The organism is Burkholderia sp. LAS2 (assembly GCF_018417615.1).
GTDB lineage: Bacteria > Pseudomonadota > Gammaproteobacteria > Burkholderiales > Burkholderiaceae > Burkholderia > Burkholderia sola.
Window position 1 is genome coordinate 481,262 of record NZ_CP071052.1, and the last position, 23,168, is coordinate 504,429.

The window sequence follows — 23,168 nt, forward strand, 5'->3', positions numbered from 1 at the left end:
GGGCATGACCACGGCCAACGCCTATCCGGATGACATCGAAGCGCTCAAAGCCTTGTTGCTTGAGCGCGATGCGCGCATCGGTCATCTGGAAGATCTGGTCCAATCACACGAAGCCGTGGTGGCCACGGGCAAGGCCGAGATCGAGCACCTGAAGCTGTTGATCGCGAAGCTGCGCCGTATGGCATTCGGGCGCAGCTCCGAGAAACTGGATCGCCAGATCGAGCAGCTCGAACTGAAACTGGAAGATCTCGAAGCCGACGAAGGCGCTGCGCCCATCGAGATTCCCAAGGCACCGCGCACGGTACCGGAACAGATACAACGCAAGCCGCTGCCGGAGTATCTGCCGCGCGACATACGAACGTACCTGCCGGAGTCCGACGAAACCTGCAAGGCGTGCGGTGGCGCGATGACGCCGCTCGGCGAAGACGTGTCCGAGCAACTGGAATACGTGGCGGCCAGCTTCCGCGTGATTCGCCATGTTCGACCGAAACTGGCCTGCACCTGTTGCGATCAGATCGCACAGGCGGCAGCGCCAAGCCGCCCCATCGAACGGGGTCAGGCCGGCCCGGGACTACTTGCGCATGTGCTCGTGGCGAAGTTCAACGATCACCTGCCGTTGTACCGCCAGTCGGCGATCTACGCCCGAGAAGGCGTGGAACTGGATCGCTCGTTGCTGGCGAAATGGGTGGGGCACAGTGCCAAGCTACTGCAACCGCTGGTCGATGCGCTGCGCTTGCATGTAATGGCAGCCACGAAGCTGCACGCCGACGATACGCCAGTTCCGGTGCTCGCGCCGGGCAATGGCAAGACGAAAACCGGGCGGCTGTGGGTCTATGTGCGCGATGACCGATACTCGGGCGACAAGGCGCCACCGGCAGTCTGGTTCGCCTACACCCCTGATCGCAAAGGCGAGCATCCGCAACAGCATCTGGCCAAGTTCAAGGGGACGCTGCAGGCTGATGCCTATGGCGGCTATCAGAAGATCTACGAGACCGGCAAGGTACTTGAGGCGGCTTGCTGGGCGCATGCCCGGCGCAAGTTCTACGATCTGTACGCGGCGCGGCCCAACGCGCTGAACAAGGAAGCGCTGGAACGCATCGGCGCGCTCTACGAGGTCGAAGAAGCGATCCGGGGCAAACCGCCAGACGAGCGGCAAGCGCACCGGCAGACGAACGCCAAACCATTACTCGAACAGTTCCATGTGTGGCTAAACGCCGCGCTGGCAACACTCTCGCGCAAATCGGACACGAGTCAGGCCATCCTCTATGTCCTGAACCGGTGGGAAGCATTGACTCGCTACTGTGACGACGGACAATTGGAAATCGACAATCTGCCGGTCGAACGGGCACTGCGCGGCGTTGCCCTGGGCCGACGAAACTACCTGTTCGCCGGCGCGGATTCCGGCGGCGAACGTGCGGCCGCGATTTACAGCCTGATCGGCACGGCCAAGCTCAATGGTATCGATCCCGAGGCGTACCTGCGTCATGTCCTGGCGCGCATCGCCGCTCACCCGATCAACCGAATCGACGAACTGCTCCCCTGGACGGTGACCCCTCCCACGCCGTGAAGGGATAATGCCACTGATGCCCAGACCTCGGAGATCAGATGGCCAAGTCGTTCCAGCGCTATACCTTGCACGTGCAATTACTGTATATCCAACCGCCTATCTGGCGCCGGATCACAGTCGAAGGACCCGACTCGCTGCGCAAGTTACACCACATTCTGCAAGCAGCCTTCGGATGGGAAAGCACACACATGCACGACTTCCTGATCGACGGCAAAACCTACGCCATGTTCGATGTCGATGCGGCACTAGAGTTCATGGATCGATCGAAGACATTCGACGACCGGAAAACCAAACTGAACAAAGTCCTGCGACCTGACTCGCGCATTCTCTACCGCTATGACTTCGGAGACGGCTGGGATCACCAGATCGTGGTCGAGAGCGTTGAGACGATTGCAGACGAGTCGTGGGGCGAGTCCAGGGTGATCGATGGTGCTCGCGCTTGCCCACCGGAAGACGTCGGCGGTGCGCCAGGGTATGAAACGTTCCTGACCACGTTGCGCGACAGTCCTGACAGCGAAGAAGCGGATAACTATCGTCAATGGGTCGGCCCAGGATTCGACCCGGAGCTATTCGATTTGCGTGCTGCCAACGCCGCGTTGATGCGACTCGCGACCAATCGATGGGGTAATCGATAACTCCGTCACGACGGTGCTGGTGACGCGCTTACGAACATCCCACCGACTCTCAAAAAATGGGGCGCTCATCGAGTTTGCCCCATATCCTGCGCGCAGCCTACTTCCAAACAATTACGATTTCCCCTCAGCCTTCTTCTTCAATGCCTTTTGTACATCCTTAAAAGCAAGAACAGGTATCTTATTAGTCACAATACAACCACTCTTCCCCGCCTTCTTCACCGAGAGCACCACGGAATTTTTTTGGGACTCTTCTAAGGATCGGCCTTTCGTTGGATTGGCTTCTTTGATGTGACCAAGCGCCTTATCCTCCGCCGCCTCTTTACTATCAGCCGATACGATCATTTCCAGTACATGCGGATGATCCAGTGTCTGTACATACACCTTGTAAAGTCTCTCAGCCATATTTCCCCCGTATTGATCTAGTACTTTACATCGACTCGAAAGGTCCCGGAGCATTCTTTCCCCAACGACACTACGCCAGAAAGACCTGTATTACACCAAGTCACTTTTCCGGTGCGTGACGCAGATGGAGCACCATATGTCGAATCCTATACGGTAGGCCAGTTCCCTTGTGTATCTCGGCGGTTCTGAATGCGAGACCGGGCCGTCCACCATCATTCATATCGCAAACGATCGAATGATCGTTGGTCAGATACTCGGCCCATTGCGTCAAACGCCCAGCAGCATTGTCATAGTCGAGCACATAAATGAGCATGCCTCCATGATCGGAATTCTTTGACGCAGAGCTATACCTAGTAGTCAGCTGCAAAAGTCCGCCGTATGAATTGGCGGGACCTCTATCGATTTTCGCCTCGCCAAGCCAGATGAAGGCAGGCTTATGCTTACACTCAACAGTTATGTCGACATGTCCATTGCTGTCTTTGTCATGATGTGCAGCGTACCCAAATCTACGTAGGTCACTAATTATGGCATCGGATATTTGATCTTCGCTTGACTCAGAGAAATATTTCTTTCGCTTCTCCAGATCACCGAGAATTTCGTCGAAATCTTCATATAAGATTGCTATGAACTCTTCATACGTTTCAGTACCCGCGCGCGGCAACGCACGATTTCCGCCTGCCGCCAATCGGAGCATCGCCTCAAACGCTTTGTAGCTGACGCGGTGTCCACCATCGCCATCAGGAAGAACAAATCCGATCTCACTCATCAGCAACAATTTCCTTTGCCAATGTGGACGGAACGAATGTTATGAAAATCCGCTCTTCGTAATTATCGATAGCCTCCCCAGTTTCGGGGTGGTGGAGATCACCATCACGTCTCGCTATATTTAAATCCTCGGGATCGAAATAATAAACATCATCCTCATCATCGATAAACTCAAACTCCATGTCTAAAAGATGAAGATCGTGCCCTGTTAAATATTGGATTGCCCGTGCAACATCAACCTCGTCAGCCTTAGTTTGTTCGGCCAGACCATGGAGCTGACCAAACGTCAGCCGCTTCAATACACCCGATGATATGAGCTCCAACACGGCCAAGCAAAGCGCCCCCGCGGGGGTTTCATCCCAAACGGAGTGGACGCGTGTGATTGCCTCGTGTCGGTTCATGTGCAAATCAAACATGCTGAAGGAGAACTCGAACGACCTGATCAAAGTCGTCCTCAGAGATACCCCCGCTAACTGCTCCTAGCTCCAATCGTTGCGACGGCTTTGCCAGCTCGCGAAACGATCCCGGAAGAACAAGCTCCACCGTCGCGCCGTTGACGCTACCTGGAAAGCGCACGGCCAGACGATATGGGACGATTTTTGCGAGGTTACCCAACCCCGCTTTGCCAGCTTTATGATACAGCTCCTCACGAAGGTCAGACGACCTGTCCCGCATCTTCTCGATCTTCACCGAGTCAGTCGGCGTCTCGAATCCAAGCTCGCTGACTCTACCCAAATCTTTCGTACGGTAAATTTTGTCGATCGCCTTGAATAGATTCACGCGCTCGCCAAGGATGGGCTCGCCTTTCGGTCCAGAAAAGTGAGCGTGGAAGTGCTGCAACAAACTGGTTGCACAGATCTCCGCATAGTCCATGTTCGTAAGCGTCGGCAAATCGAGTCGAATCTCCACCGACGCGTCAGGCGACACAATGATACTGTCCACGCACTGCTTGAACCTAAGCTTGATCGCGATGAACTCGTCGTAGTCATTGAAGGCATCTCGCACTACCTGCGCGACGTCCTCGCGCTTGTACTTGTCCCGCTCCTCCACGTACCGACCGGACAAGAAGAACAATGCGATCCGCCCGTCTCCATACTTCCGCGTACCCGCGAACGTCGGAACACCAGGCACATCCTTCTTCGCCTTGCTCTCCGGAATCAACGAGGGAAAGTGTTCCGAGACAACGCTGACAGGTGCAACGGCCTTCTTAGCGAGATTGTAAAGCCGAGCCCCAAAATCGACACTAGGCCGAAAGAACATCACGATACGGTCACCAGCCGATAGCTGCGCGACGTAGAAACTTGTCAGCTTGTCAGCTACCTTTCGGAGAGCAGCCTCAGACGTATTGTCCTCTAGCAACCGCTCCAAAAACGGATCCCACGTCCTCGTGACCGGAAGTCCATTTGCAGCGGCGAAGATTCCCATCCGCCCCCATTTTGTCACTCGACGCAGATCGGCAACAAGTCTCTTAACTTCGGTCTCGGTAGCGCTCATCGAATTGGTCTCAGCGGTTACTTTTTCTATTAGTCAAACGCAATTGGCTGATGAGTATATACCGTATGACCTAGGCGATGACGCACCACCATGGGAGCAAGCACTAGTCAGTGGCGACAAAACGTCCGGCGCCACTAGTCAACGTCAATGTCGGCAACGCCTGCGCCGTAATTTCCAGCGGCAAAAACTCGAGAAGCTATGCCGTTTGGCCATCTCTTGAATTTTCCATATTTCGAGATGCCCAGTTAGGTAGACTCAAATGGCGTCACCGCAAAAAGCGCGGGCCGCATGGGCTGCCACCCATACGACCCGCTGACCACAACCAACTCGCCAAAGGAGTCGGAAATGGCTAACGCCAATCATAAGTCACGCCCCGTCGTAACGGAACGCTTCGTCACTGTTCAAGAGTCAGCGCGCCATCATTCCTTGTCTCGGGTCCTCCGTGCCATCAGAGCGCACCGGAAACTGAACACGACGTACTTCCCGTGGATCAAATTGGCTGGAGTATGGCTTGAGGACGCGGGATTCGAGGCTGGAGAACGTGTTCGGATTACTGTCGAGGACAAGCGGCTCATCATCACGCCGATGTGATCGACGCATTGTCGATGGTGGGCGACGCAAGTCACTATCCGTCTGGATAGCTCGGTACCCGATGCTCCATACCGTTAGTAACTGTGACAAGCGACAATTGTTCTGAAACTGCAGCGGGCCGATCGCTGCCGCATAGCCTTTCAGGACGTGCTGCGCACCGTACACATTTCCATCGCGCCAATGCAAAAACCCCCGCCTTGTCGGGCGGGGGTTCTTGGCTTAGGGAGCCTGACGATTACCTACTTTCACACGGGAATCCGCACTATCATCGGCGTAGAGTCGTTTCACGGTCCTGTTCGGGATGGGAAGGGGTGGGACCGACTCGCTATGGTCATCAGGCAAAGGGGGTTGTCGCGTTGCTTCGCAGCGCGACCAATCTTGGAAGAAGCAGTAATTTTGAGTTGTGTGTATCACACACGAGAATCCAACTTGTCCGACGCGCTCTGTAGCGCGAAACAGACTTGTTATAGGATCAAGCCTTACGGGCAATTAGTATCAGTTAGCTGAACGCATTACTGCGCTTACACACCTGACCTATCAACGTCCTGGTCTCGAACGACCCTTCAAGGAGGTCTAGCCTCCAGGGATATCTCATCTTAAGGCGAGTTTCCCGCTTAGATGCTTTCAGCGGTTATCTCTTCCGAACATAGCTACCCGGCGATGCCACTGGCGTGACAACCGGTACACCAGAGGTTCGTCCACTCCGGTCCTCTCGTACTAGGAGCAGCCCCCTTCAAATATCCAACGCCCACGGCAGATAGGGACCAAACTGTCTCACGACGTTTTAAACCCAGCTCACGTACCTCTTTAAATGGCGAACAGCCATACCCTTGGGACCGGCTACAGCCCCAGGATGAGATGAGCCGACATCGAGGTGCCAAACACCGCCGTCGATATGAACTCTTGGGCGGTATCAGCCTGTTATCCCCAGAGTACCTTTTATCCGTTGAGCGATGGCCCTTCCATACAGAACCACCGGATCACTATGACCTGCTTTCGCACCTGCTCGACTTGTCGGTCTCGCAGTTAAGCACGCTTATGCCATTGCACTATCAGCACGATTTCCGACCGTACCTAGCGTACCTTCGTACTCCTCCGTTACGCTTTGGGAGGAGACCGCCCCAGTCAAACTGCCTACCATGCACTGTCCCCGACCCGGATCACGGGCCAAGGTTAGAACCTCAAACAAACCAGGGTGGTATTTCAAGGACGGCTCCACCGAAACTAGCGTTCCGGTTTCATAGCCTCCCACCTATCCTACACAGATCGGTTCAAAGTCCAATGCAAAGCTACAGTAAAGGTTCATGGGGTCTTTCCGTCTAGCCGCGGGTAGATTGCATCATCACAAACACTTCAACTTCGCTGAGTCTCGGGAGGAGACAGTGTGGCCATCGTTACGCCATTCGTGCAGGTCGGAACTTACCCGACAAGGAATTTCGCTACCTTAGGACCGTTATAGTTACGGCCGCCGTTTACCGGGACTTCAATCAAGAGCTTGCACCCCATCATTTAATCTTCCGGCACCGGGCAGGCGTCACACCCTATACGTCCACTTTCGTGTTTGCAGAGTGCTGTGTTTTTATTAAACAGTCGCAGCCACCAGTTTATTGCAACCCCTTCACCCTCCTGGCGCAGGCCAGTCAAGCTACAAGGGCGTACCTTATCCCGAAGTTACGGTACCAATTTGCCGAGTTCCTTCTCCCGAGTTCTCTCAAGCGCCTTAGAATACTCATCTCGCCCACCTGTGTCGGTTTGCGGTACGGTCATCGTTAGACTGAAGCTTAGAGGCTTTTCTTGGAACCACTTCCAATTGCTTCGCTCCCTAAGGAGCTCGCGCCACACCCTTGAATTGCGCGCCCGGATTTGCCTAAGCGCCTTCTCCAATGCAGCGACCGGGACTTCCAACACCCGGACAACCTTCCGCGATCCGTCCCCCCATCGCATCTAACAATGGTGCAGGAATATTGACCTGCTTCCCATCAGCTACGCATTTCTGCCTCGCCTTAGGGGCCGACTCACCCTACGCCGATGAACGTTGCGTAGGAAACCTTGGGCTTACGGCGAGGGGGCCTTTCACCCCCTTTATCGCTACTCATGTCAGCATTCGCACTTCCGATACCTCCAGCACCCTTTACAAGGCACCTTCGCAGGCTTACGGAACGCTCTCCTACCATGCGAGCAAGCTCGCATCCGCAGCTTCGGTATATAGCTTAGCCCCGTTACATCTTCCGCGCAGGACGACTCGATCAGTGAGCTATTACGCTTTCTTTAAAGGGTGGCTGCTTCTAAGCCAACCTCCTGACTGTTTTAGCCTTCCCACTTCGTTTCCCACTTAGCTATATTTGGGGACCTTAGCTGGCGGTCTGGGTTGTTTCCCTCTTGACACCGGACGTTAGCACCCGATGTCTGTCTCCCGTGATTGCACTCTTCGGTATTCGGAGTTTGCTATGGCGGGGTAATCTGCAATAGACCCCCCAACCATGACAGTGCTCTACCCCCGAAGGTGAGACACGAGGCACTACCTAAATAGTTTTCGGAGAGAACCAGCTATTTCCAGGTTTGTTTAGCCTTTCACCCCTATCCACAGCTCATCCCCTAACTTTTCAACGTTAGTGGGTTCGGACCTCCAGTACGTGTTACCGCACCTTCATCCTGGCCATGGATAGATCACCTGGTTTCGGGTCTACGCCCAGCAACTGAACGCCCTATTCGGACTCGCTTTCGCTACGCCTGCCCTATACGGTTAAGCTTGCTACTGAACGTAAGTCGCTGACCCATTATACAAAAGGTACGCCGTCACCCCTTGCGAGGCTCCGACTGTTTGTATGCATGCGGTTTCAGGATCTATTTCACTCCCCTCCCGGGGTTCTTTTCGCCTTTCCCTCACGGTACTGGTTCACTATCGGTCGATCACGAGTATTTAGCCTTGGAGGATGGTCCCCCCATCTTCAGACAGGATTTCACGTGTCCCGCCCTACTTGTCGCACACCTAGTTCTTTCATACTGTTTTCGCCTACAGGGCTATCACCTGCTATGGCCGCACTTTCCAGAGCGTTCGGCTAACAATACAAATAAAGAGTGCAAGGCTCATCCCATTTCGCTCGCCACTACTTTGGGAATCTCGGTTGATTTCTTTTCCTGCGGTTACTTAGATGTTTCAGTTCACCGCGTTCGCTTCACTGGACCTATGTATTCAGTCCAGGATGACCCAAAAGGGCCGGGTTTCCCCATTCGGACATCTACGGATCAAAGCTCGTTTGCCAGCTCCCCGTAGCTTTTCGCAGGCTACCGCGTCCTTCATCGCCTGTGATCGCCAAGGCATCCACCACATGCACTTGTTCGCTTGACCCTATAACGAGTCTGTCTCATCTTTCGACGCGACAGTCGCTACAGGTTGAGTTCTCGCGTTGTGCCGTATTCCAAAATCGAGCCGAACAATGAAGTTCGAATCATCTTGAGATACATCGATACAATCACAACCCGGATAACTTCCACGTCCATCTCGAGACGCTTCCGCTATCCAAATTACTTACTTCTTCCAGATTGTTAAAGAACGACAGCCGATACATACTACGTATCACTCTGACTGGCTCAATCGCCAATGAGAAAAACTCGAACCAAATTTCATTCGAATGTTTGTCATTGAGGATTATCTAAAGCGGCCGGCATTATAACCGGTTAAAACCGCTAACAGACAGTCTTTCTGTCTTTATCAACAGCCGATAAGCGTGAGCGCTCAACTTGTGCGAGAAGCTCTGGAAAGGAGGTGATCCAGCCGCACCTTCCGATACGGCTACCTTGTTACGACTTCACCCCAGTCATGAATCCTACCGTGGTGACCGTCCTCCTTGCGGTTAGACTAGCCACTTCTGGTAAAACCCACTCCCATGGTGTGACGGGCGGTGTGTACAAGACCCGGGAACGTATTCACCGCGGCATGCTGATCCGCGATTACTAGCGATTCCAGCTTCATGCACTCGAGTTGCAGAGTGCAATCCGGACTACGATCGGTTTTCTGGGATTAGCTCCCCCTCGCGGGTTGGCAACCCTCTGTTCCGACCATTGTATGACGTGTGAAGCCCTACCCATAAGGGCCATGAGGACTTGACGTCATCCCCACCTTCCTCCGGTTTGTCACCGGCAGTCTCCTTAGAGTGCTCTTGCGTAGCAACTAAGGACAAGGGTTGCGCTCGTTGCGGGACTTAACCCAACATCTCACGACACGAGCTGACGACAGCCATGCAGCACCTGTGCGCCGGTTCTCTTTCGAGCACTCCCACCTCTCGGCAGGATTCCGACCATGTCAAGGGTAGGTAAGGTTTTTCGCGTTGCATCGAATTAATCCACATCATCCACCGCTTGTGCGGGTCCCCGTCAATTCCTTTGAGTTTTAATCTTGCGACCGTACTCCCCAGGCGGTCAACTTCACGCGTTAGCTACGTTACTAAGGAAATGAATCCCCAACAACTAGTTGACATCGTTTAGGGCGTGGACTACCAGGGTATCTAATCCTGTTTGCTCCCCACGCTTTCGTGCATGAGCGTCAGTATTGGCCCAGGGGGCTGCCTTCGCCATCGGTATTCCTCCACATCTCTACGCATTTCACTGCTACACGTGGAATTCTACCCCCCTCTGCCATACTCTAGCCTGCCAGTCACCAATGCAGTTCCCAGGTTGAGCCCGGGGATTTCACATCGGTCTTAGCAAACCGCCTGCGCACGCTTTACGCCCAGTAATTCCGATTAACGCTCGCACCCTACGTATTACCGCGGCTGCTGGCACGTAGTTAGCCGGTGCTTATTCTTCCGGTACCGTCATCCCCCGACTGTATTAGAGCCAAGGATTTCTTTCCGGACAAAAGTGCTTTACAACCCGAAGGCCTTCTTCACACACGCGGCATTGCTGGATCAGGCTTTCGCCCATTGTCCAAAATTCCCCACTGCTGCCTCCCGTAGGAGTCTGGGCCGTGTCTCAGTCCCAGTGTGGCTGGTCGTCCTCTCAGACCAGCTACTGATCGTCGCCTTGGTAGGCCTTTACCCCACCAACTAGCTAATCAGCCATCGGCCAACCCTATAGCGCGAGGCCCGAAGGTCCCCCGCTTTCATCCGTAGATCGTATGCGGTATTAATCCGGCTTTCGCCGGGCTATCCCCCACTACAGGACATGTTCCGATGTATTACTCACCCGTTCGCCACTCGCCACCAGGTGCAAGCACCCGTGCTGCCGTTCGACTTGCATGTGTAAGGCATGCCGCCAGCGTTCAATCTGAGCCAGGATCAAACTCTTCAGTTCAAACCTGTTACTGTTTTCGGTTCAGTTAAGAACCGGTCGCTCACTCAAAGCTGACAGGAATATGAATCACTTCATAAACCTGACTTACTTTAGTGTGAGACTCTTGATACTTTCGCTATCTGATCCGAGGATCAGCTCGCTACCATCAAGCGCCCACACTTATCGGCTGTTAATTTTTAAAGAGCATTCTGCGAGGAACTTTGTGTTTCTCGGCAGCGCCGCGTTTTCAGCAGCAGAGAAGCGAGATTATCAACCGTTTTTTGAAACTCGTCAACAACTTTTTTAACTACTTCGTTGCGACGACTGCGGTTTAATTTCGCGTGCACTGGAATCGATAAAGCCGACTTCAACAGCACCGCTTCCCTCTTCTTCCCCCGCGCTGCGTTTCCGTTAGCGCGAAAGAGGCGTGATTCTATGCATCCGCCCCGGTCTCCGCAACCCCTTTTGTGAAATATTTTTGACGTGCTATGGCGAGGACCGCCGAGCACTTCCCAGTGCTCATATATAAGACGACACGGCAGGCGCAGGTCGCCCTTGAACAGCCCCCGCCGTATCGAACGCAACCTTCCGTCGATTACCGCCCGACCATCGCCCTCACCACGCCGTCCCGCCGAATCAGCCCGTGATACAGCGCCGCCGCAAAGTGCGCGAGGAACGTCAGGAAGAAGAGATAGGCCAGCACGCGATGCGCGACCCGAAGCCACGCGAACGTCACCGGATCGGCCGACACCAGCGCCGGCAGCTGCACACCGCCGCCCAACGTCACCGGATACCCGCCCGCCGACAGCATCGCCCAGCCGATCAGCGGCATCGCCACCATCAGCGCATACAGCACGAGATGCGACCCGTGCGCGGCCACCTTCTGCCACCACGGCAGATCGTCGGGCAACGCCGGCGGCTTCGACAGCATCCGCACCACGATCCGCACGCACACCAGTACCAGCACGGCCGCGCCCAGCGGCTTGTGAATCGCCACCAGAATTTCGTGCCGCCCGGAAACCGACGCCACCATTCCCACCCCGATGAACAGCATCGCGAGGATCATCGCGGCCATCACCCAGTGCAGCACCCGCGCCGGCAAACTAAACGTCGTCGAAGTCTTCATCACCGTCCCTCCCCACTCACTCGCGCCACGCCTGCCACGCCGGCCTCTTCACTCGTGCGCCGCAGATACGAATCCGCATACGCGGCCGAACGCGCCGCAAGCAACGGATCGCCCGACACCTGGATTCCCTGCGGCAGCACCGTCGGGTCGTAGTTCACGTCGCGGCACGGGCCGCTGTCCTGCGCCTCCACGCGATCGAGCACGAGCGTGCCAGCATCGATCGTCGTGCGCTGCGCGGGCCAGATCTTCGTCGCGTCGTCCACCGGGTCGCCGGGCTCCGCCAGCGTGACCAGCAGCTTCCACTTCTGCGGGCCGGCCGCGATGCGCTGCGTCACGTCCTGTTGCAGCACGTTCGGATCCGCGGCCGTCGCAACGTCACCGGCGCCCGCCGTCTGCTCCGGCACGACGCGCCACCGCACCGCCTGGCGCTTGCCGGCCGCATCGACGAAGTAGAACGCGTTCAGCCCGTAATAGCTTTCGGTGACGTAGCTCGCGCTCGGCTTCGCACCCTTCACCCATTGCAGGAACGCGCCGGCTTCCGGGTGCGCGCCGAAGAACGCCTTCACCTTCGCCGGATCGGGCTTGCCCGTCTTCGGATCGGGCCGGGTCGCGAGCGTCTGCTCGTAGAACGCCTGCGGCGTCGCCACCGGAAACACCGGCATCGCGTTCATCCCGGTCCGCCATTGCTCGCCGTCCGGCGCGGTGAGCTTCAGCGCGAGGCTGCGGATCGGCACGCTGCTGTCCGGCGCATAAGGGTTCCCGCCCGGCAACGCGAAGCGCCCGACAACCGGCGTGCGCACCGCCTTGAAGAACGGCGCGACCGAATACGCGCTCGCGGCGCCGTTGCCTTCGAAATAGCCGGTCACGCACACGCCCTTCGCGTGATTGCGCCGGTAGCCGGGATGGATGCCGCTGTTGGTCTGCAGCGCGTCGACGAGCCGGTGCGGGGTCAGACGCGCCGGCGCGAGCCATCCGCCGGCATACCCGAACGCCGCGGCCACGCCGGCCACCGCGCCGCCGATCACGGCCCAGCGCCACCATCCGCGCCCGGGCTCGCGCTGCGGCGAAGAAGAAGATTGCTTCATGAATGCACTCCCGATCGTCAGATCATTGTCGAACGCGTGTAGGACGCCGCCCACGCCGCTTTATTCCACGAAGAATTTTTTCGTATGCTGGAGGGAATAACCGATGCCGACAGGCGTCATACGCGGCATCCACGACCCTTTCGGCAACCGGCCCAGCCATGCCCTCCACCGCCCTCGACGACGAAGCATTGCGCGAACTCATCCCCAGGCTGCGACGCTTCGCGCTCTGGCTGGCGCGCGACGTCCATGCAGCCGACGATCTCGTCCAGTCGACGCTCGAGCGCGCGTTGTCGCGCTGGACGAGCCGTCGCGACGACGCGTCGCTGCGCAGCTGGCTCTTCACGATCCTGTACCGGCAGTTTCTCGACGGCAAACGCAGCGCGAAGCGCTACGCGTGGCTGCTTGGCCGCATGGGCGACGACGACGAAGCGCACTGGCCGTCCGCCGAACGCGAATTCGCGGCGCGCGCGACGCTCGAAGCGTTCGGCCGGCTCTCGGACGAGCAGCGCAGCCTGCTGCTGCTCGTCGCGGTCGAGGGCTTCACCTATCAGGAAGTCGCCGACCTGCTCGAGGTGCCGATCGGCACCGTGATGTCGCGGCTCTCCCGCGCGCGCCAGGCGCTGCGCCAGCTCAGCGACGGTGAACTTCCCGCTCCTTCCTTGCGGTTGATGAAAAAATGAACACGCCTCCGAACGAACATGACCTTCAGGCCTATGTCGACGGCCAACTCGACGACGATGCGCGCGCCGCGGTCGAGCGCTATCTCGCGCTGCATCCGGCGCGCGCGGAACAGGTGAAGCAATGGCAACAGGACGCGCAGCGGTTGCGGGCCGCGCTGGAGAGCGTGCGGATGCCGGCCGATAACCCTGCGCTGGATCCGGCGGCGATTCGCGGCCGGCGGGCCGAGCGCTCCCGGATGCGGTTCGCGATGGCGGCTTCGTTCGTATTCTGCGTCGGGCTCGGGACGTTCGGCGGCTGGCAGGCTCGCGGGTGGAACGCGGCGCCGCCTATCGCGCCGATGAGCGATGCGGTCAAGGCTTACCAGATGATGGCGGTCGATCGGACGGCCAAGGTCGATTACCGGCCGACCGGTGCGGGCGATTTGCAGGGATGGCTCACCAAAGGCGTGGGCGCATCGGCGAAGCTGCCGGATTTGAGCGCGGCGGGGTTCAGGCCGGTCGGTGGACGGTTGTTCACGACGGACAGCGGGGCGACTGCTGCGATGGTGCTCTATGAGGATGATGCGGGACGGACGCTGAGCTTCTATCTCCGGCCGGCGGAATCGGGACATCGGCTGCTGCCGAACGGGCAACGCGTGGATGGCGCGCTGCTCGCGCGGTATGGATCGGTGAATGGGCTCAACTATGCGGTGGTCGGACCGGCGGGGAGTCTTGCCGAGAAGGCAGTCGTGCAGGCGCTCGATCAGCAGACTTGAAGCGGTAGGATGCGCGCCCGGCTGGCGGTTGGTCGTGGCCGTCAGCGCCTTTTGTGGGGCGGCTTGGCGGGCTTGAACGGGCGCATGCTCACCGCTCGAATGCACAGCGTTTCGACTGACTTTCCTCGGCAGTTATTCACATCGACACCGCGCCGGCACCCTCACCTTTAAAATCACAGGGTTTCGAGTCGCCGCGGAACCGGATATCCACATATTTTCTGCTGGTCCCGCAGGTCGCCTTCGGTCGGTTCGCTCACCTTTGACGTGCACAGCGTTTCGGGTTGTTTTGGGCGTCGATATCCACAAGGCATTCGACTTCCAGACGTCGCGCGCGATTTGTTCGCTGCCTTCTTTCATTGTCGGCAAAGCCTGGTCAGGTAGGGCATTCAGGCCGACAGGACCATCGAAACCGGAATGCTCACCGATCGGGTGCACAGGGTTTCAACTGGATCGTGCGCCGGTTATCCACACACCGCCGCTCGCGCTTCCGGTCACTTCGTCCCGACTATCCCGAGAATCTCGCCGGTTTCCGGCGCGATGACGCAGTGGATCGACTTTCCGAGCCGGTTTGCGTTGCCCAGCCCGCGCATGCCCGGAATCAGCTTCGCCACGAACGTGATGGTGATGACATCATCGTCTGGTCCGGGATCCACCGTGGATGCCCTTTTATCCGTGATACAGATCTCGAAGCTGCGCAGGTCCTGCCCGGTCGCGGCAAAGTCTTCGTAGGCAGTTTTCAGGCCGAGCAGCGTCGCGGTGTTGAGCGTGACCGAACACCGGTCGATCGTGCCGAAATTCGATGTGCTCATCGTCTTCTCCGAATTTCACCGCCTGTCTTCCGATAACAATTGCCCGCGCAGGCGGATGTTCCATCCCGTGTCATGGTTCCTGAAGCACGGGTGTCGCCCGGGTCCTGCTTCGGTTTCGTCATGTCGTTCGTCGTCATCCGATGACGAATTGCGTCGGCCCGCGCCATGCAACCGAACGGTACCCGCTTCGAACGACGCCGATCTCCCGGTAATACTCGACGAGTGCCTGCGGGCTCCAGTCGCGGCCTGCGGGAAACAACGCATCGAGATCGATAAGCGCGGCGACGAGCGCCTGGCGATCGGTATCGTCTGCGATCGCGCGTTCCCACCGATCGGATTGGCGAGCGAAGCCCAACCGGATCAGCCCCTCGACCGCAGCCGCCATGTCGGTCACGACGACCGCAATGTGGCCGGCAATGTCCGTCACCAGCATCTCGTCGACGGGCGCCTTCATCGCGCGCATCGTCCAGTGTCGCCCGCTGTGATCACCTTGCCTCCTTCGTGAGCCATCCAACGATCTTCGCGACGTCCTCGCCGGACAGCATGCCGACACGATCAACAGACACCTCGTAGTCGAGATCGAACTTCACGTTGAATCGCTCGCCTTTGTAGCGGCAACACAGGACCTCGGCTTCCGGTATCGACACGCGTCGCTCCAACACGATGTCGCCCGGATGGTGCTGCATCCGGCGTACGACGGTGTCGATATCGAGCGCCTGGAGATGGGTCGACGAAGCATGGGTCATTGGCTGTGAACCCGTTCGTCGGGCGTTTGCATTCTGGATGCCGGCGATTCTACAGACATGAAGACTCGCGCATCGATCGACGTGCTTCACAGCGTTCCGTTTCGTTTGTCAGCTCGCTGCACGCAGTGCATATCCGGGCAGAGCACAGTCGACGGACTGTGCTTATCCAAAGGTGTTAACAGGGTTCGTATATATACGTAGTGATAGTTAACAAGCTCTGTGCCCCACAGTGGATAACCTCCGTAACGCACTGAATTTTCAACGCGAACCGAAATGCATAACCCTGGGTGCGCGACGTGAACAGCGTCCGGCAGCACAGAACAACTTTTCGTCGATTCACAGCCGCGCCGACATATCCTCAATCGTTCCACTGTGAATCCAGAGACTTCCCGGACGGTTATCCAGAGGGCAATGTGGATAACACCACAGCACATCGACGCGTTTTGCTGTGATGCGAACAGATGAAGCCTCAGCGTCCCCGCATCGGCAGGCCACATCGATCGCCCGCCTCCACACACGCCCTTTCAAAAAATTTTCACGAAGGGGCTTGTGCTGCCCCAAAACCCTCTCTATAATTCGCGGCTTCTTAGGCTCGTAGCTCAGTTGGTTAGAGCACCACCTTGACATGGTGGGGGTCGTTGGTTCGAATCCAATCGAGCCTACCAACGAACAAAATGAAGGGGTCCGGCAGCACAACTTGCCTACAGGCAACGCGGCTCGCCAACATACAAACGCCACGCGGCAACCTCGCGTGGCGTTTTTCTTTTCCGGTCCGAAACAACGCAAAACAACGCATGAAGCCCCGATGCGTTGCGCGATACACGGCCCGGCATCGCATCGTCACGAACCATCCGATCCGCCACACAACTGCCGCTGCACGGCGCGTAGAATCGTGTGCGCATCGACGCGGCGGCTTCGCCCGTCATCCGACTTCCACCACATCAAAACAACGACGCGCGATCCGCGCGACTGAGAGCACACGATCATGTCCGAGGCCACGACCGCCGCATCATCGGCAAGCAACGACGAAATCGCCGCTTACGTCGGCAAGAAGGCCGCCTGGTACGAACGAAAATGGGCGATCGCCGACTCGCGCAAGAGCCGGCAATCGTGGAACTGGGCCGCGTGCTTCCTGGGCCCGGCCTGGATGGCGTATCGATGCATGTACTGGCAGGCGGCCGCCGTGCTTGCCGCCACGCTCGGCATCACGCTGCTCGAGTTGCTGTACTTCCCGACATACTTCGAATCGAGCACGCTCGACCCGATCACCATCGGGATCGCGGTCTCGCTCGGCTGGTGCGGGAACAGCCTCTACAAGCGATACGTCGAACGCCAGATCGAAAAACTGCGCCCGCACGCGACGTCTCGCGAATCGTTTCTCGCGCTGCTCGAGGCGCAAGGCGGCACGAACTGGCTGGCGGCGGCCGGTTTCGCCGTCGCGACGCCGCTGCTCGGCGTGCTGTTGTACATGATCGGCAACGTCGGAGGCGCGACGTACTGATCGCGATAGCCGGCGATTGGAAAACGCAGGGCAAAAAGAAGAGGGCGGCGCCGGCGGGCACATCGCATACGGCGCATGCTCGCGCCGCGCTCAATGCAGATGCTTCAATTTGTCAGGATTCCGCACGACATAAATCGAGACGATCTTTCCGTCGTCGATCTCGAGCGCAGTCGTCTGCAGCTCGCCGTCGGCTTCCAGCGTGACGAAACCCGGCAGCCCGTTGATGAACCCGGCCCGCACGAGCTTCGACGCATGCGTCGCGAACAGCTCGGCCAGGTATGCATGCACCCGCATCACCCGCTCGAAGCCGAACACCGGCTTGCCGGCCGCCGCGCGCTTGCCGCCGCCGTCGGAATGCAGGCTCACGTCCTCGGCAAGCATCGCGCCGAGCGTACGCATGTCGCCGCTGCGTGACGCCGCGAAGAACGCTTCGGCCAGTTCGATCCCGCGCTGCTTTTCGACATGAAAACGCGGTCGCGCCTCGCGCACGTGCGTGCGGGCTCGCGCGGCGAGCTGCCGGCAGGCGGCCGGGTCGCGCTGGATCGTCGTGGCCACTTCGTCGAATTCGAGGCCGAACACGTCGTGCAGCAGGAACGCCGCGCGTTCGAGCGGCGACAGCCGTTCGAGCGCGAGCAGCAGCGGCAGCGTGACGTCGTCCGGTTCGTCTTCCTCGACGACCGGCTCGGGCAGCCACGGGCCGATATAGGTCTCGCGCTGGTGCCGCGCGGACTTCAGCTGGTCGAGGCACATGCGCATCACCATGCGGCGCAGGAACGCCTCGGGCACGCGCACCTCGGTACGGTCGACGTCCATCCAGCGGATGAACGCGTCCTGCACCATGTCCTCGGCATCCGCGACGGAACCGAGCATTCGGTACGCGACGCGGATCAGCGTGCGACGCAGCGGATCGAAGCTCGCCGCCGCGTCGGCCCGTTCGTCGGCGTGGCTGCCGACCGGGTCGAGGCTCGGCATCAGGCCACCATTTTCGCGGCGGCGGCCTTCGCGTCGGCCGGGTCGACCCATAGCCCGAAACCGACGGCGAGCCGGTTCCAACCGTTGATCACGTTGATCATCACCGTGAGTTTCACCTGTTCCTCCTCGCTGAAATGGTCGTTCAGCGTCGCATAGGCGGCTTCGTACGCGGCGTGGCCCTCCGACAGCCGCGTGAGCGCCTCGGTCCAGCCGAGCGCCGCGCGCTCGCGGTCGGTGTAGCAGGGCGCTTCGCGCCACGCGGACAGCAGGTAGATGCGCTGCTCGGTCTCGCCTTGCTCGCGCGCCTCGACGGTGTGCATGTTAAGGCAGTTCGCGCATGCGTTGATCTGCGACGCGCGGATCTTGACCAGCTCGATCAGCGTCGGCTCGAGGCTCCCGGCAGCGGCGACCGACACGGTCATCCAGCTCTTCATCAACGCGGGGGCGGCGGCAAACGGATTGAGTTTCGCAGTCATGGTTCCTTCTCCTTTCGTGTGGGTTCCGCCGATATGACGAGCGAGCACCCGCGCGTGTGACATCGATGCAAAAAATTTTTTGCGGCCGGAGAAGAAAGCGACGGCAAGCAAAGGGTGGAGCCGTAGAGCCGGGCACCCGGAAGGTCGCGATATCGACTGACGAATCGGCTGCCTGACGCCGCGCCTCGGGCGCACGCGCGCCATCGACCTTTCACGCATGCCGAGCGGTTGTCACCGGACGTCAGTAGGGCGCAGCCGCGGGCACGCGGGTTGCCTCCGTCGGCCGAACCCCGTCACGACAGGCATCGGCCGTTCCTGAAACGCGCGACGCCCACCTCACGTATGCTTTCATTTTTCTTTCGTCTTCGTTTCATCCGAAATCCGATTCGCGACGTTCACATTTCTGGACCATACTGTTCTGCACGGGCAGATGAAGTGAAGCCGCATTCGCGGCCCGGCGCGCGCGCCGGCTGCCCGACGACGCAGCAGCAAATCGCCCGTCAGCCGCGCGCATCCCAGCGCAAGGCTTTCCTTTTTCCGGCAACGCAACGCAGCGAATCGCGACGTGAACGGTAAACCGATGAGCCTTCTTGCATCACAGCTTCAGCGCCGTTACCAGGACGTGCGCGCCCATAGCGTCGCGTTAACCGCGACGCTGTCCCCCGAAGACCAGGCCGTGCAGTCGATGCCCGACGCGAGTCCGACGAAATGGCATCTCGCGCATACGACCTGGTTCTTCGAAACCGTGGTGCTGATGCGCCGCGTGCCTGGCTACGCGCCGTTCGACGACGCCTTCCAGTTCCTCTTCAATTCCTATTACGAAGCGCTCGGTCCGCGCCATCCGCGGCCGCAGCGCGGGCTGCTCACGCGTCCGTCGCTGGACGACGTGCATGCGTACCGGCAATACGTCGACGACGCGATGCTGCGCGCGCTGGCCGGCGCCGATGCGGCGCTGCTCGACGCGATCGCGCCGGAGCTCGTGCTCGGCCTGCATCACGAGCAGCAGCATCAGGAACTGATCGTCACCGACATGCTGCATGCGTTCTCGTGCAACCCGTTGAAGCCGGCGTTCCGGCCGCGTACCGGCGCCGAGGCGGAACACGCGCTCGCCGCGGGCGATGCCGGCCCGCTGCGCTGGCTGCCTCAGCCGGGCGGGCTCGTCGAGATCGGGCACGACGGCGATACGTTCTCGTTCGACAACGAACGGCCGCGCCACACCGCACTCGTGCGGCCGTACGAGATCGCGAACCGCCTGGTGACGAATGCGGAATTCGCGGCGTTCGTCGCCGACGGCGGCTATACGCGCCCCGAGTTCTGGCTGTCCGACGGCTGGGCCACGGTGCAGCGGGAAGGGTGGCAAGGGCCCGCGTACTGGATGCCGGACGACGACGATGCGGCCGCCACGCGCGTGCGGCGCACCTTCGGCCTGCACGGCGTCGAACCGCTCGCGCCCGACGCGCCAGTGTGTCACGTGAGCTTCTACGAGGCCGCCGCGTATGCAGAATGGGCCGGCGCGCGGCTGCCGACCGAATTCGAATGGGAAACCGCGTTCGCGGCCGACGGGATCCGGCAAATGCTCGGGCACGTCTGGCAGTGGACGCGTTCGTCCTACGAGCCCTATCCGGGCTTTCGGCCGCTCGCCGGGGTCGCGGCCGAATACAACGGCAAGTTCATGGTCGGCCAGCAGGTCCTGCGCGGCAGCAGCATCGCGACGCCGCCCGGGCACGAACGGCCGACGTACCGCAATTTCTTTCCGCCGGCGGCACGCTGGCAATTCACGGGGGTGCGACTTGCGCGAGACGTCTGACCTGACGGCCACGAGCGGTGGCCTGCAACCCGCCCGCGATTCGCGGCCGAGCGCGTTCGAGCGCGACCTGATCGACGGACTGTCGCGCACGCCGCGCAGCATCCCGCCGAAATACTTCTACGATGCGGCCGGCTCCGCGCTGTTCGACCGCATCTGCGAACTGCCGGAGTACTACCCGACGCGCACCGAGCTCGGCATCCTGCGCGATCGCGCGGCCGAGATCGTGCGGCGCGTCGGCCCGCATGCGGACATCGTCGAATTCGGCGCGGGTTCGCTCGAGAAGATCCGCGTGCTGCTCGACGCGTTCGCGGACAACTACGCGAACGCGCCGGCGCGCTACGTGCCGGTCGACATCTCCGCCGATTACCTGCACGGTGCGGCCGCGCGGCTGCGTGCGGCCTATCCGTGGCTCGACGTCGCGCCGCTCGCGGCCGACTACACGAAGGCCGAGCAACTGGCCGGGCTGACCGAAACGCCGCGGCGACGCATCGGCTTCTTTCCCGGCTCGACGATCGGCAACTTCTCGCCGGAAGAGGCCGACACGTTCCTGCGTGACGCCGCACGGCTGCTGCGCGGCGGCGGCCTGCTGGTGGGGGCCGACCTCGTGAAGGACGAGCGCACGCTGCATCACGCGTACAACGACGCGCAGGGCGTGACCGCGCAGTTCAACCTGAACCTGCTGGTGCGCGCAAACGCGGAGCTCGGCGCGGATTTCGACGTCGACGCGTTCTCGCATTGCGCGTTCTACGACCGCGAGCGCCAGCGCATCGAGATGCATCTGGTCAGCGACGTCGCGCAGACCGTGCACGTGCGCGGCCACGTGTTCCGCTTCGAAGCCGGCGAGCGCATCCACACGGAGAACTCGCACAAGTTCACGATCGACGGCTTCCACGCGATCGCGCGCCGCGCCGGGTTCGCACCCGATACCGTGTGGACCGATGCGGACAACCTGTTCAGCGTGCACTGGCTGCGCAGCGTCGACGATATCCGCGCGTAACGCGCGCCGTTGCGAGCCGCCCGCGCCGCGGGGTGAGGGCGGTTCGCTCCCCGTGCACACCGGCGGGTTCGATCCGATCGCCGGTTTCGTGCTGAAAATTCCCTTTTTACCGACCCGGTGCATCGCTGCAACGGTGTCCGGAACGTCGCCTTTCCCTTGCTCCATAAGGCTTTGCGGGCACCCGTAAACGTCCGTTACCTGTCTCGCATACCCGTTTCACCTGTGTCAGCGTCCGGTGCCTAGACTCCGAACCGTAGTCACATGACGCACGACACGTGCAGGGAGTCGCGAAATGAGCAAGAAACTTATTCTCGGTGCAGTTCTCGGTGTAGCGGCGCTGGCAGCCTCGGGCGTCGCGTCGGCCCACGTCGACCTGTCGGTCGGCATCGGCGTGCCGGGCATCTACACGGCGCCGGCGCCCGTCTATGTGGCGCCGCCGCCGCCGGTGATGTACGCGCCGGTCGGCTACCGCGACTACGGTTGGCGCGGCGACGGCTGGCGTCAGCGCGAATGGCGCGAACGCGAATGGCGCCGCCATGAATGGCGCGAGCGCGGCGGCTGGCGTGGCGGCCGCTGGGATTAAGCGGCCCATCTGATCGTCGCAAGAGGAGGATGAAAACATGATGCCCGTGCGATACATCAGGCTGTGTGCCGCCGCCGCTGTCGTTGCGCTCGCAACGATCGGCAGCGCGCACGCGGCGGGCTGCATGAAGGGCGCGGTGGTCGGCGGGGTGGCCGGCCACTATGCGGGGCACCACGCGGTGGTCGGCGCAGTCGGCGGCTGTATCGTCGGCCATCACGTCGCGAAGCAGCACGAGCAGGAGCAGGCCGCGCAGCACAAGGCGGCTGCGCAACGGATGCTGCCGGCGCAATAAGCGCCGAGCTAGCATCTTCATCGACCGGCGGAACGGCACGCGCCGCTTCCGCCTTGCAACTTCCTTGTTCGGCGACGGCCGGCCGCGCATTCCGCGCACGCAGCCGGCATACGGCAAATTGATCGGACGAATGCGCGCGATGCGCGTCGTTACGATCATTTACAACGTCGAGTCGCGCGGAAACCGCGCGTTCCTAGAATGCAATCATTCGAACACGCTCCAGGGAGCAAACAATGAAAACCCAACGATATCTGTCCGTGCTGGCAGCCGCGCTGCTCGCACTGGGTGCCGTCTCCGCGAATGCGGCAGCCGGCGGCAATGGCGGTGGCAATGGCGGCGGTCACGGCGCAGGCGGGATGGGCGGGATGGGTGGCAACGCGGGCGGCATGTCGGCCGGTCACATGAGCGGCCAGGCGCTGAGCAACTCGAACGGCTTCAGTGCGGGCGACCGCGACAAGGGCCTCGCGCGCGCGGCCGACCGTTCCGACACGATCGCCGATCGCGCGGGCACGCAGCCGGGCCGCGGGCATACGCACAGCCATACCACGCACGGCAAGACGTCCACGCCTCACACGCACCGCAACGCGTTCGGCCGCACGCTGTAAGCCGGCGCA

The 23,168-nt window shown here is 60.0% G+C and carries 22 protein-coding genes, 1 tRNA gene and 3 rRNA genes; 12 read left to right on the forward strand and 14 right to left on the reverse strand.

The features are described 5' to 3' along the window. The first annotated feature begins 4 nt into the window (after positions 1-4). Together tnpC and JYG37_RS02250 are read left to right on the forward strand one after the other, a co-directional pair. Positions 5-1,567 (forward strand): IS66 family transposase, encoded by a 1,563-nt coding sequence (gene tnpC, locus JYG37_RS02245; RefSeq protein ID WP_213345851.1) that lies wholly within the window; start codon positions 5-7, stop codon positions 1,565-1,567. Positions 1,568-1,605: 38 nt separating this feature from the next. Next, positions 1,606-2,202: a plasmid pRiA4b ORF-3 family protein gene (locus JYG37_RS02250; RefSeq protein WP_060011521.1), complete on the forward strand. Its 597-nt coding sequence runs from the start codon at positions 1,606-1,608 to the stop codon at positions 2,200-2,202. Positions 2,203-2,313: 111 nt separating this feature from the next. On the opposite strand, the gene JYG37_RS02255 is transcribed toward JYG37_RS02250, so the two are convergent. The 4 genes from JYG37_RS02255 to JYG37_RS02270 all read right to left on the reverse strand — a co-directional run bounded on the left by JYG37_RS02255 (position 2,314) and on the right by JYG37_RS02270 (position 4,863). Further along, the gene (locus tag JYG37_RS02255; protein ID WP_213345852.1) at positions 2,314-2,604 is read right to left on the reverse strand and encodes a hypothetical protein; all 291 of its coding nucleotides are present in this window, start codon (positions 2,602-2,604) and stop codon (positions 2,314-2,316) included. A 100-nt stretch (positions 2,605-2,704) separates the two neighbouring features. Further along, the gene (locus JYG37_RS02260) at positions 2,705-3,370 is read right to left on the reverse strand and encodes a hypothetical protein (RefSeq protein ID WP_213345853.1); all 666 of its coding nucleotides are present in this window, start codon (positions 3,368-3,370) and stop codon (positions 2,705-2,707) included. Beyond that, positions 3,363-3,770, reverse strand: coding sequence for a hypothetical protein (locus tag JYG37_RS02265; protein ID WP_213345854.1), 408 nt, complete (start codon positions 3,768-3,770; stop codon positions 3,363-3,365). Before JYG37_RS02265 ends, JYG37_RS02260 begins: the two co-directional genes overlap by 8 nt. 7 nt (positions 3,771-3,777) lie before the next feature. Then, positions 3,778-4,863 (reverse strand): hypothetical protein, encoded by a 1,086-nt coding sequence (locus JYG37_RS02270; RefSeq protein WP_213345855.1) that lies wholly within the window; start codon positions 4,861-4,863, stop codon positions 3,778-3,780. 345 nt (positions 4,864-5,208) lie between these two features. Here JYG37_RS02270 and JYG37_RS02275 point away from each other — a divergent pair, with 345 nt between their 5' ends. Next, complete coding sequence (locus tag JYG37_RS02275) at positions 5,209-5,454, forward strand: SymE family type I addiction module toxin (RefSeq protein WP_077189471.1); 246 nt, start codon at positions 5,209-5,211, stop codon at positions 5,452-5,454. Between the two features lie 226 nt (positions 5,455-5,680). Here the strand turns inward: JYG37_RS02275 and rrf are convergent. The 5 genes from rrf to JYG37_RS02300 form a co-directional block, all read right to left on the reverse strand. After that, positions 5,681-5,793, reverse strand: a 5S ribosomal RNA gene (gene rrf, locus JYG37_RS02280). Between the two features lie 129 nt (positions 5,794-5,922). Beyond that, a 23S ribosomal RNA gene (locus tag JYG37_RS02285) occupies positions 5,923-8,803 on the reverse strand. A gap of 410 nt (positions 8,804-9,213) precedes the next feature. Then, positions 9,214-10,746: ribosomal RNA gene (locus JYG37_RS02290) — 16S ribosomal RNA — on the reverse strand. The 16S, 23S and 5S rRNA genes sit together here, the layout of an rRNA operon. A 574-nt stretch (positions 10,747-11,320) precedes the next feature. Further along, positions 11,321-11,851, reverse strand: a complete 531-nt coding sequence (locus tag JYG37_RS02295) for a cytochrome b (RefSeq protein WP_185641133.1) — start codon at positions 11,849-11,851, stop codon at positions 11,321-11,323. Continuing rightward, positions 11,851-12,936, reverse strand: a complete 1,086-nt coding sequence (locus tag JYG37_RS02300) for a catalase family peroxidase (RefSeq protein ID WP_027812172.1) — start codon at positions 12,934-12,936, stop codon at positions 11,851-11,853. Before JYG37_RS02300 ends, JYG37_RS02295 begins: the two co-directional genes overlap by 1 nt. A 158-nt stretch (positions 12,937-13,094) precedes the next feature. Between JYG37_RS02300 and JYG37_RS02305 the strand changes: the two genes are divergently transcribed. Both JYG37_RS02305 and JYG37_RS02310 read left to right on the forward strand, forming a co-directional pair. Then, entirely contained in the window at positions 13,095-13,616 is a 522-nt protein-coding gene (locus tag JYG37_RS02305; protein ID WP_175931028.1) for a sigma-70 family RNA polymerase sigma factor, read from the forward strand. Further along, positions 13,613-14,371 (forward strand): anti-sigma factor family protein, encoded by a 759-nt coding sequence (locus JYG37_RS02310; RefSeq protein WP_176016554.1) that lies wholly within the window; start codon positions 13,613-13,615, stop codon positions 14,369-14,371. The genes JYG37_RS02305 and JYG37_RS02310 overlap by 4 nt, the downstream gene beginning before the upstream one ends. Positions 14,372-14,862: 491 nt before the next feature. Here the strand turns inward: JYG37_RS02310 and JYG37_RS02315 are convergent, their stop codons facing one another. The 3 genes from JYG37_RS02315 to JYG37_RS02325 all read right to left on the reverse strand — a co-directional run bounded on the left by JYG37_RS02315 (position 14,863) and on the right by JYG37_RS02325 (position 15,926). Continuing rightward, complete coding sequence (locus JYG37_RS02315; protein ID WP_124555719.1) at positions 14,863-15,180, reverse strand: hypothetical protein; 318 nt, start codon at positions 15,178-15,180, stop codon at positions 14,863-14,865. A 133-nt stretch (positions 15,181-15,313) separates the two neighbouring features. Then, complete coding sequence (locus JYG37_RS02320) at positions 15,314-15,634, reverse strand: hypothetical protein (protein ID WP_124555720.1); 321 nt, start codon at positions 15,632-15,634, stop codon at positions 15,314-15,316. 31 nt (positions 15,635-15,665) lie between these two features. Further along, positions 15,666-15,926 (reverse strand): hypothetical protein, encoded by a 261-nt coding sequence (locus JYG37_RS02325; RefSeq protein WP_124594483.1) that lies wholly within the window; start codon positions 15,924-15,926, stop codon positions 15,666-15,668. A gap of 588 nt (positions 15,927-16,514) precedes the next feature. Between JYG37_RS02325 and JYG37_RS02330 the strand changes: the two genes are divergently transcribed. After that, a tRNA-Val gene (locus JYG37_RS02330) sits at positions 16,515-16,591 on the forward strand. Positions 16,592-16,911: 320 nt separating this feature from the next. After that, positions 16,912-17,427 (forward strand): DUF2628 domain-containing protein, encoded by a 516-nt coding sequence (locus JYG37_RS02335; RefSeq protein WP_050015720.1) that lies wholly within the window; start codon positions 16,912-16,914, stop codon positions 17,425-17,427. 90 nt (positions 17,428-17,517) lie between these two features. Here JYG37_RS02335 and JYG37_RS02340 read toward each other — a convergent pair whose 3' ends face one another. Then, entirely contained in the window at positions 17,518-18,399 is an 882-nt protein-coding gene (locus JYG37_RS02340) for a sigma-70 family RNA polymerase sigma factor (protein ID WP_213345856.1), read from the reverse strand. Continuing rightward, on the reverse strand, positions 18,399-18,875 hold the full coding sequence (locus tag JYG37_RS02345) for a carboxymuconolactone decarboxylase family protein (protein WP_124594471.1): 477 nt from the start codon (positions 18,873-18,875) through the stop codon (positions 18,399-18,401). Before JYG37_RS02345 ends, JYG37_RS02340 begins: the two co-directional genes overlap by 1 nt. A 580-nt stretch (positions 18,876-19,455) precedes the next feature. Here JYG37_RS02345 and egtB point away from each other — a divergent pair. The 5 genes from egtB (at position 19,456) to JYG37_RS02370 (ending at position 23,159) form a co-directional block, all read left to right on the forward strand. After that, complete coding sequence (egtB, locus tag JYG37_RS02350) at positions 19,456-20,682, forward strand: ergothioneine biosynthesis protein EgtB (RefSeq protein WP_209939495.1); 1,227 nt, start codon at positions 19,456-19,458, stop codon at positions 20,680-20,682. After that, positions 20,666-21,679 (forward strand): L-histidine N(alpha)-methyltransferase, encoded by a 1,014-nt coding sequence (egtD, locus tag JYG37_RS02355; RefSeq protein ID WP_050015726.1) that lies wholly within the window; start codon positions 20,666-20,668, stop codon positions 21,677-21,679. Before egtB ends, egtD begins: the two co-directional genes overlap by 17 nt. 292 nt (positions 21,680-21,971) lie before the next feature. Continuing rightward, the gene (locus tag JYG37_RS02360; protein WP_213345857.1) at positions 21,972-22,262 is read left to right on the forward strand and encodes a hypothetical protein; all 291 of its coding nucleotides are present in this window, start codon (positions 21,972-21,974) and stop codon (positions 22,260-22,262) included. A 37-nt stretch (positions 22,263-22,299) separates the two neighbouring features. After that, complete coding sequence (locus JYG37_RS02365; RefSeq protein WP_176016550.1) at positions 22,300-22,554, forward strand: hypothetical protein; 255 nt, start codon at positions 22,300-22,302, stop codon at positions 22,552-22,554. 233 nt (positions 22,555-22,787) lie between these two features. Beyond that, positions 22,788-23,159, forward strand: a complete 372-nt coding sequence (locus JYG37_RS02370; RefSeq protein ID WP_176016549.1) for a hypothetical protein — start codon at positions 22,788-22,790, stop codon at positions 23,157-23,159. Positions 23,160-23,168 lie beyond the last annotated feature (9 nt).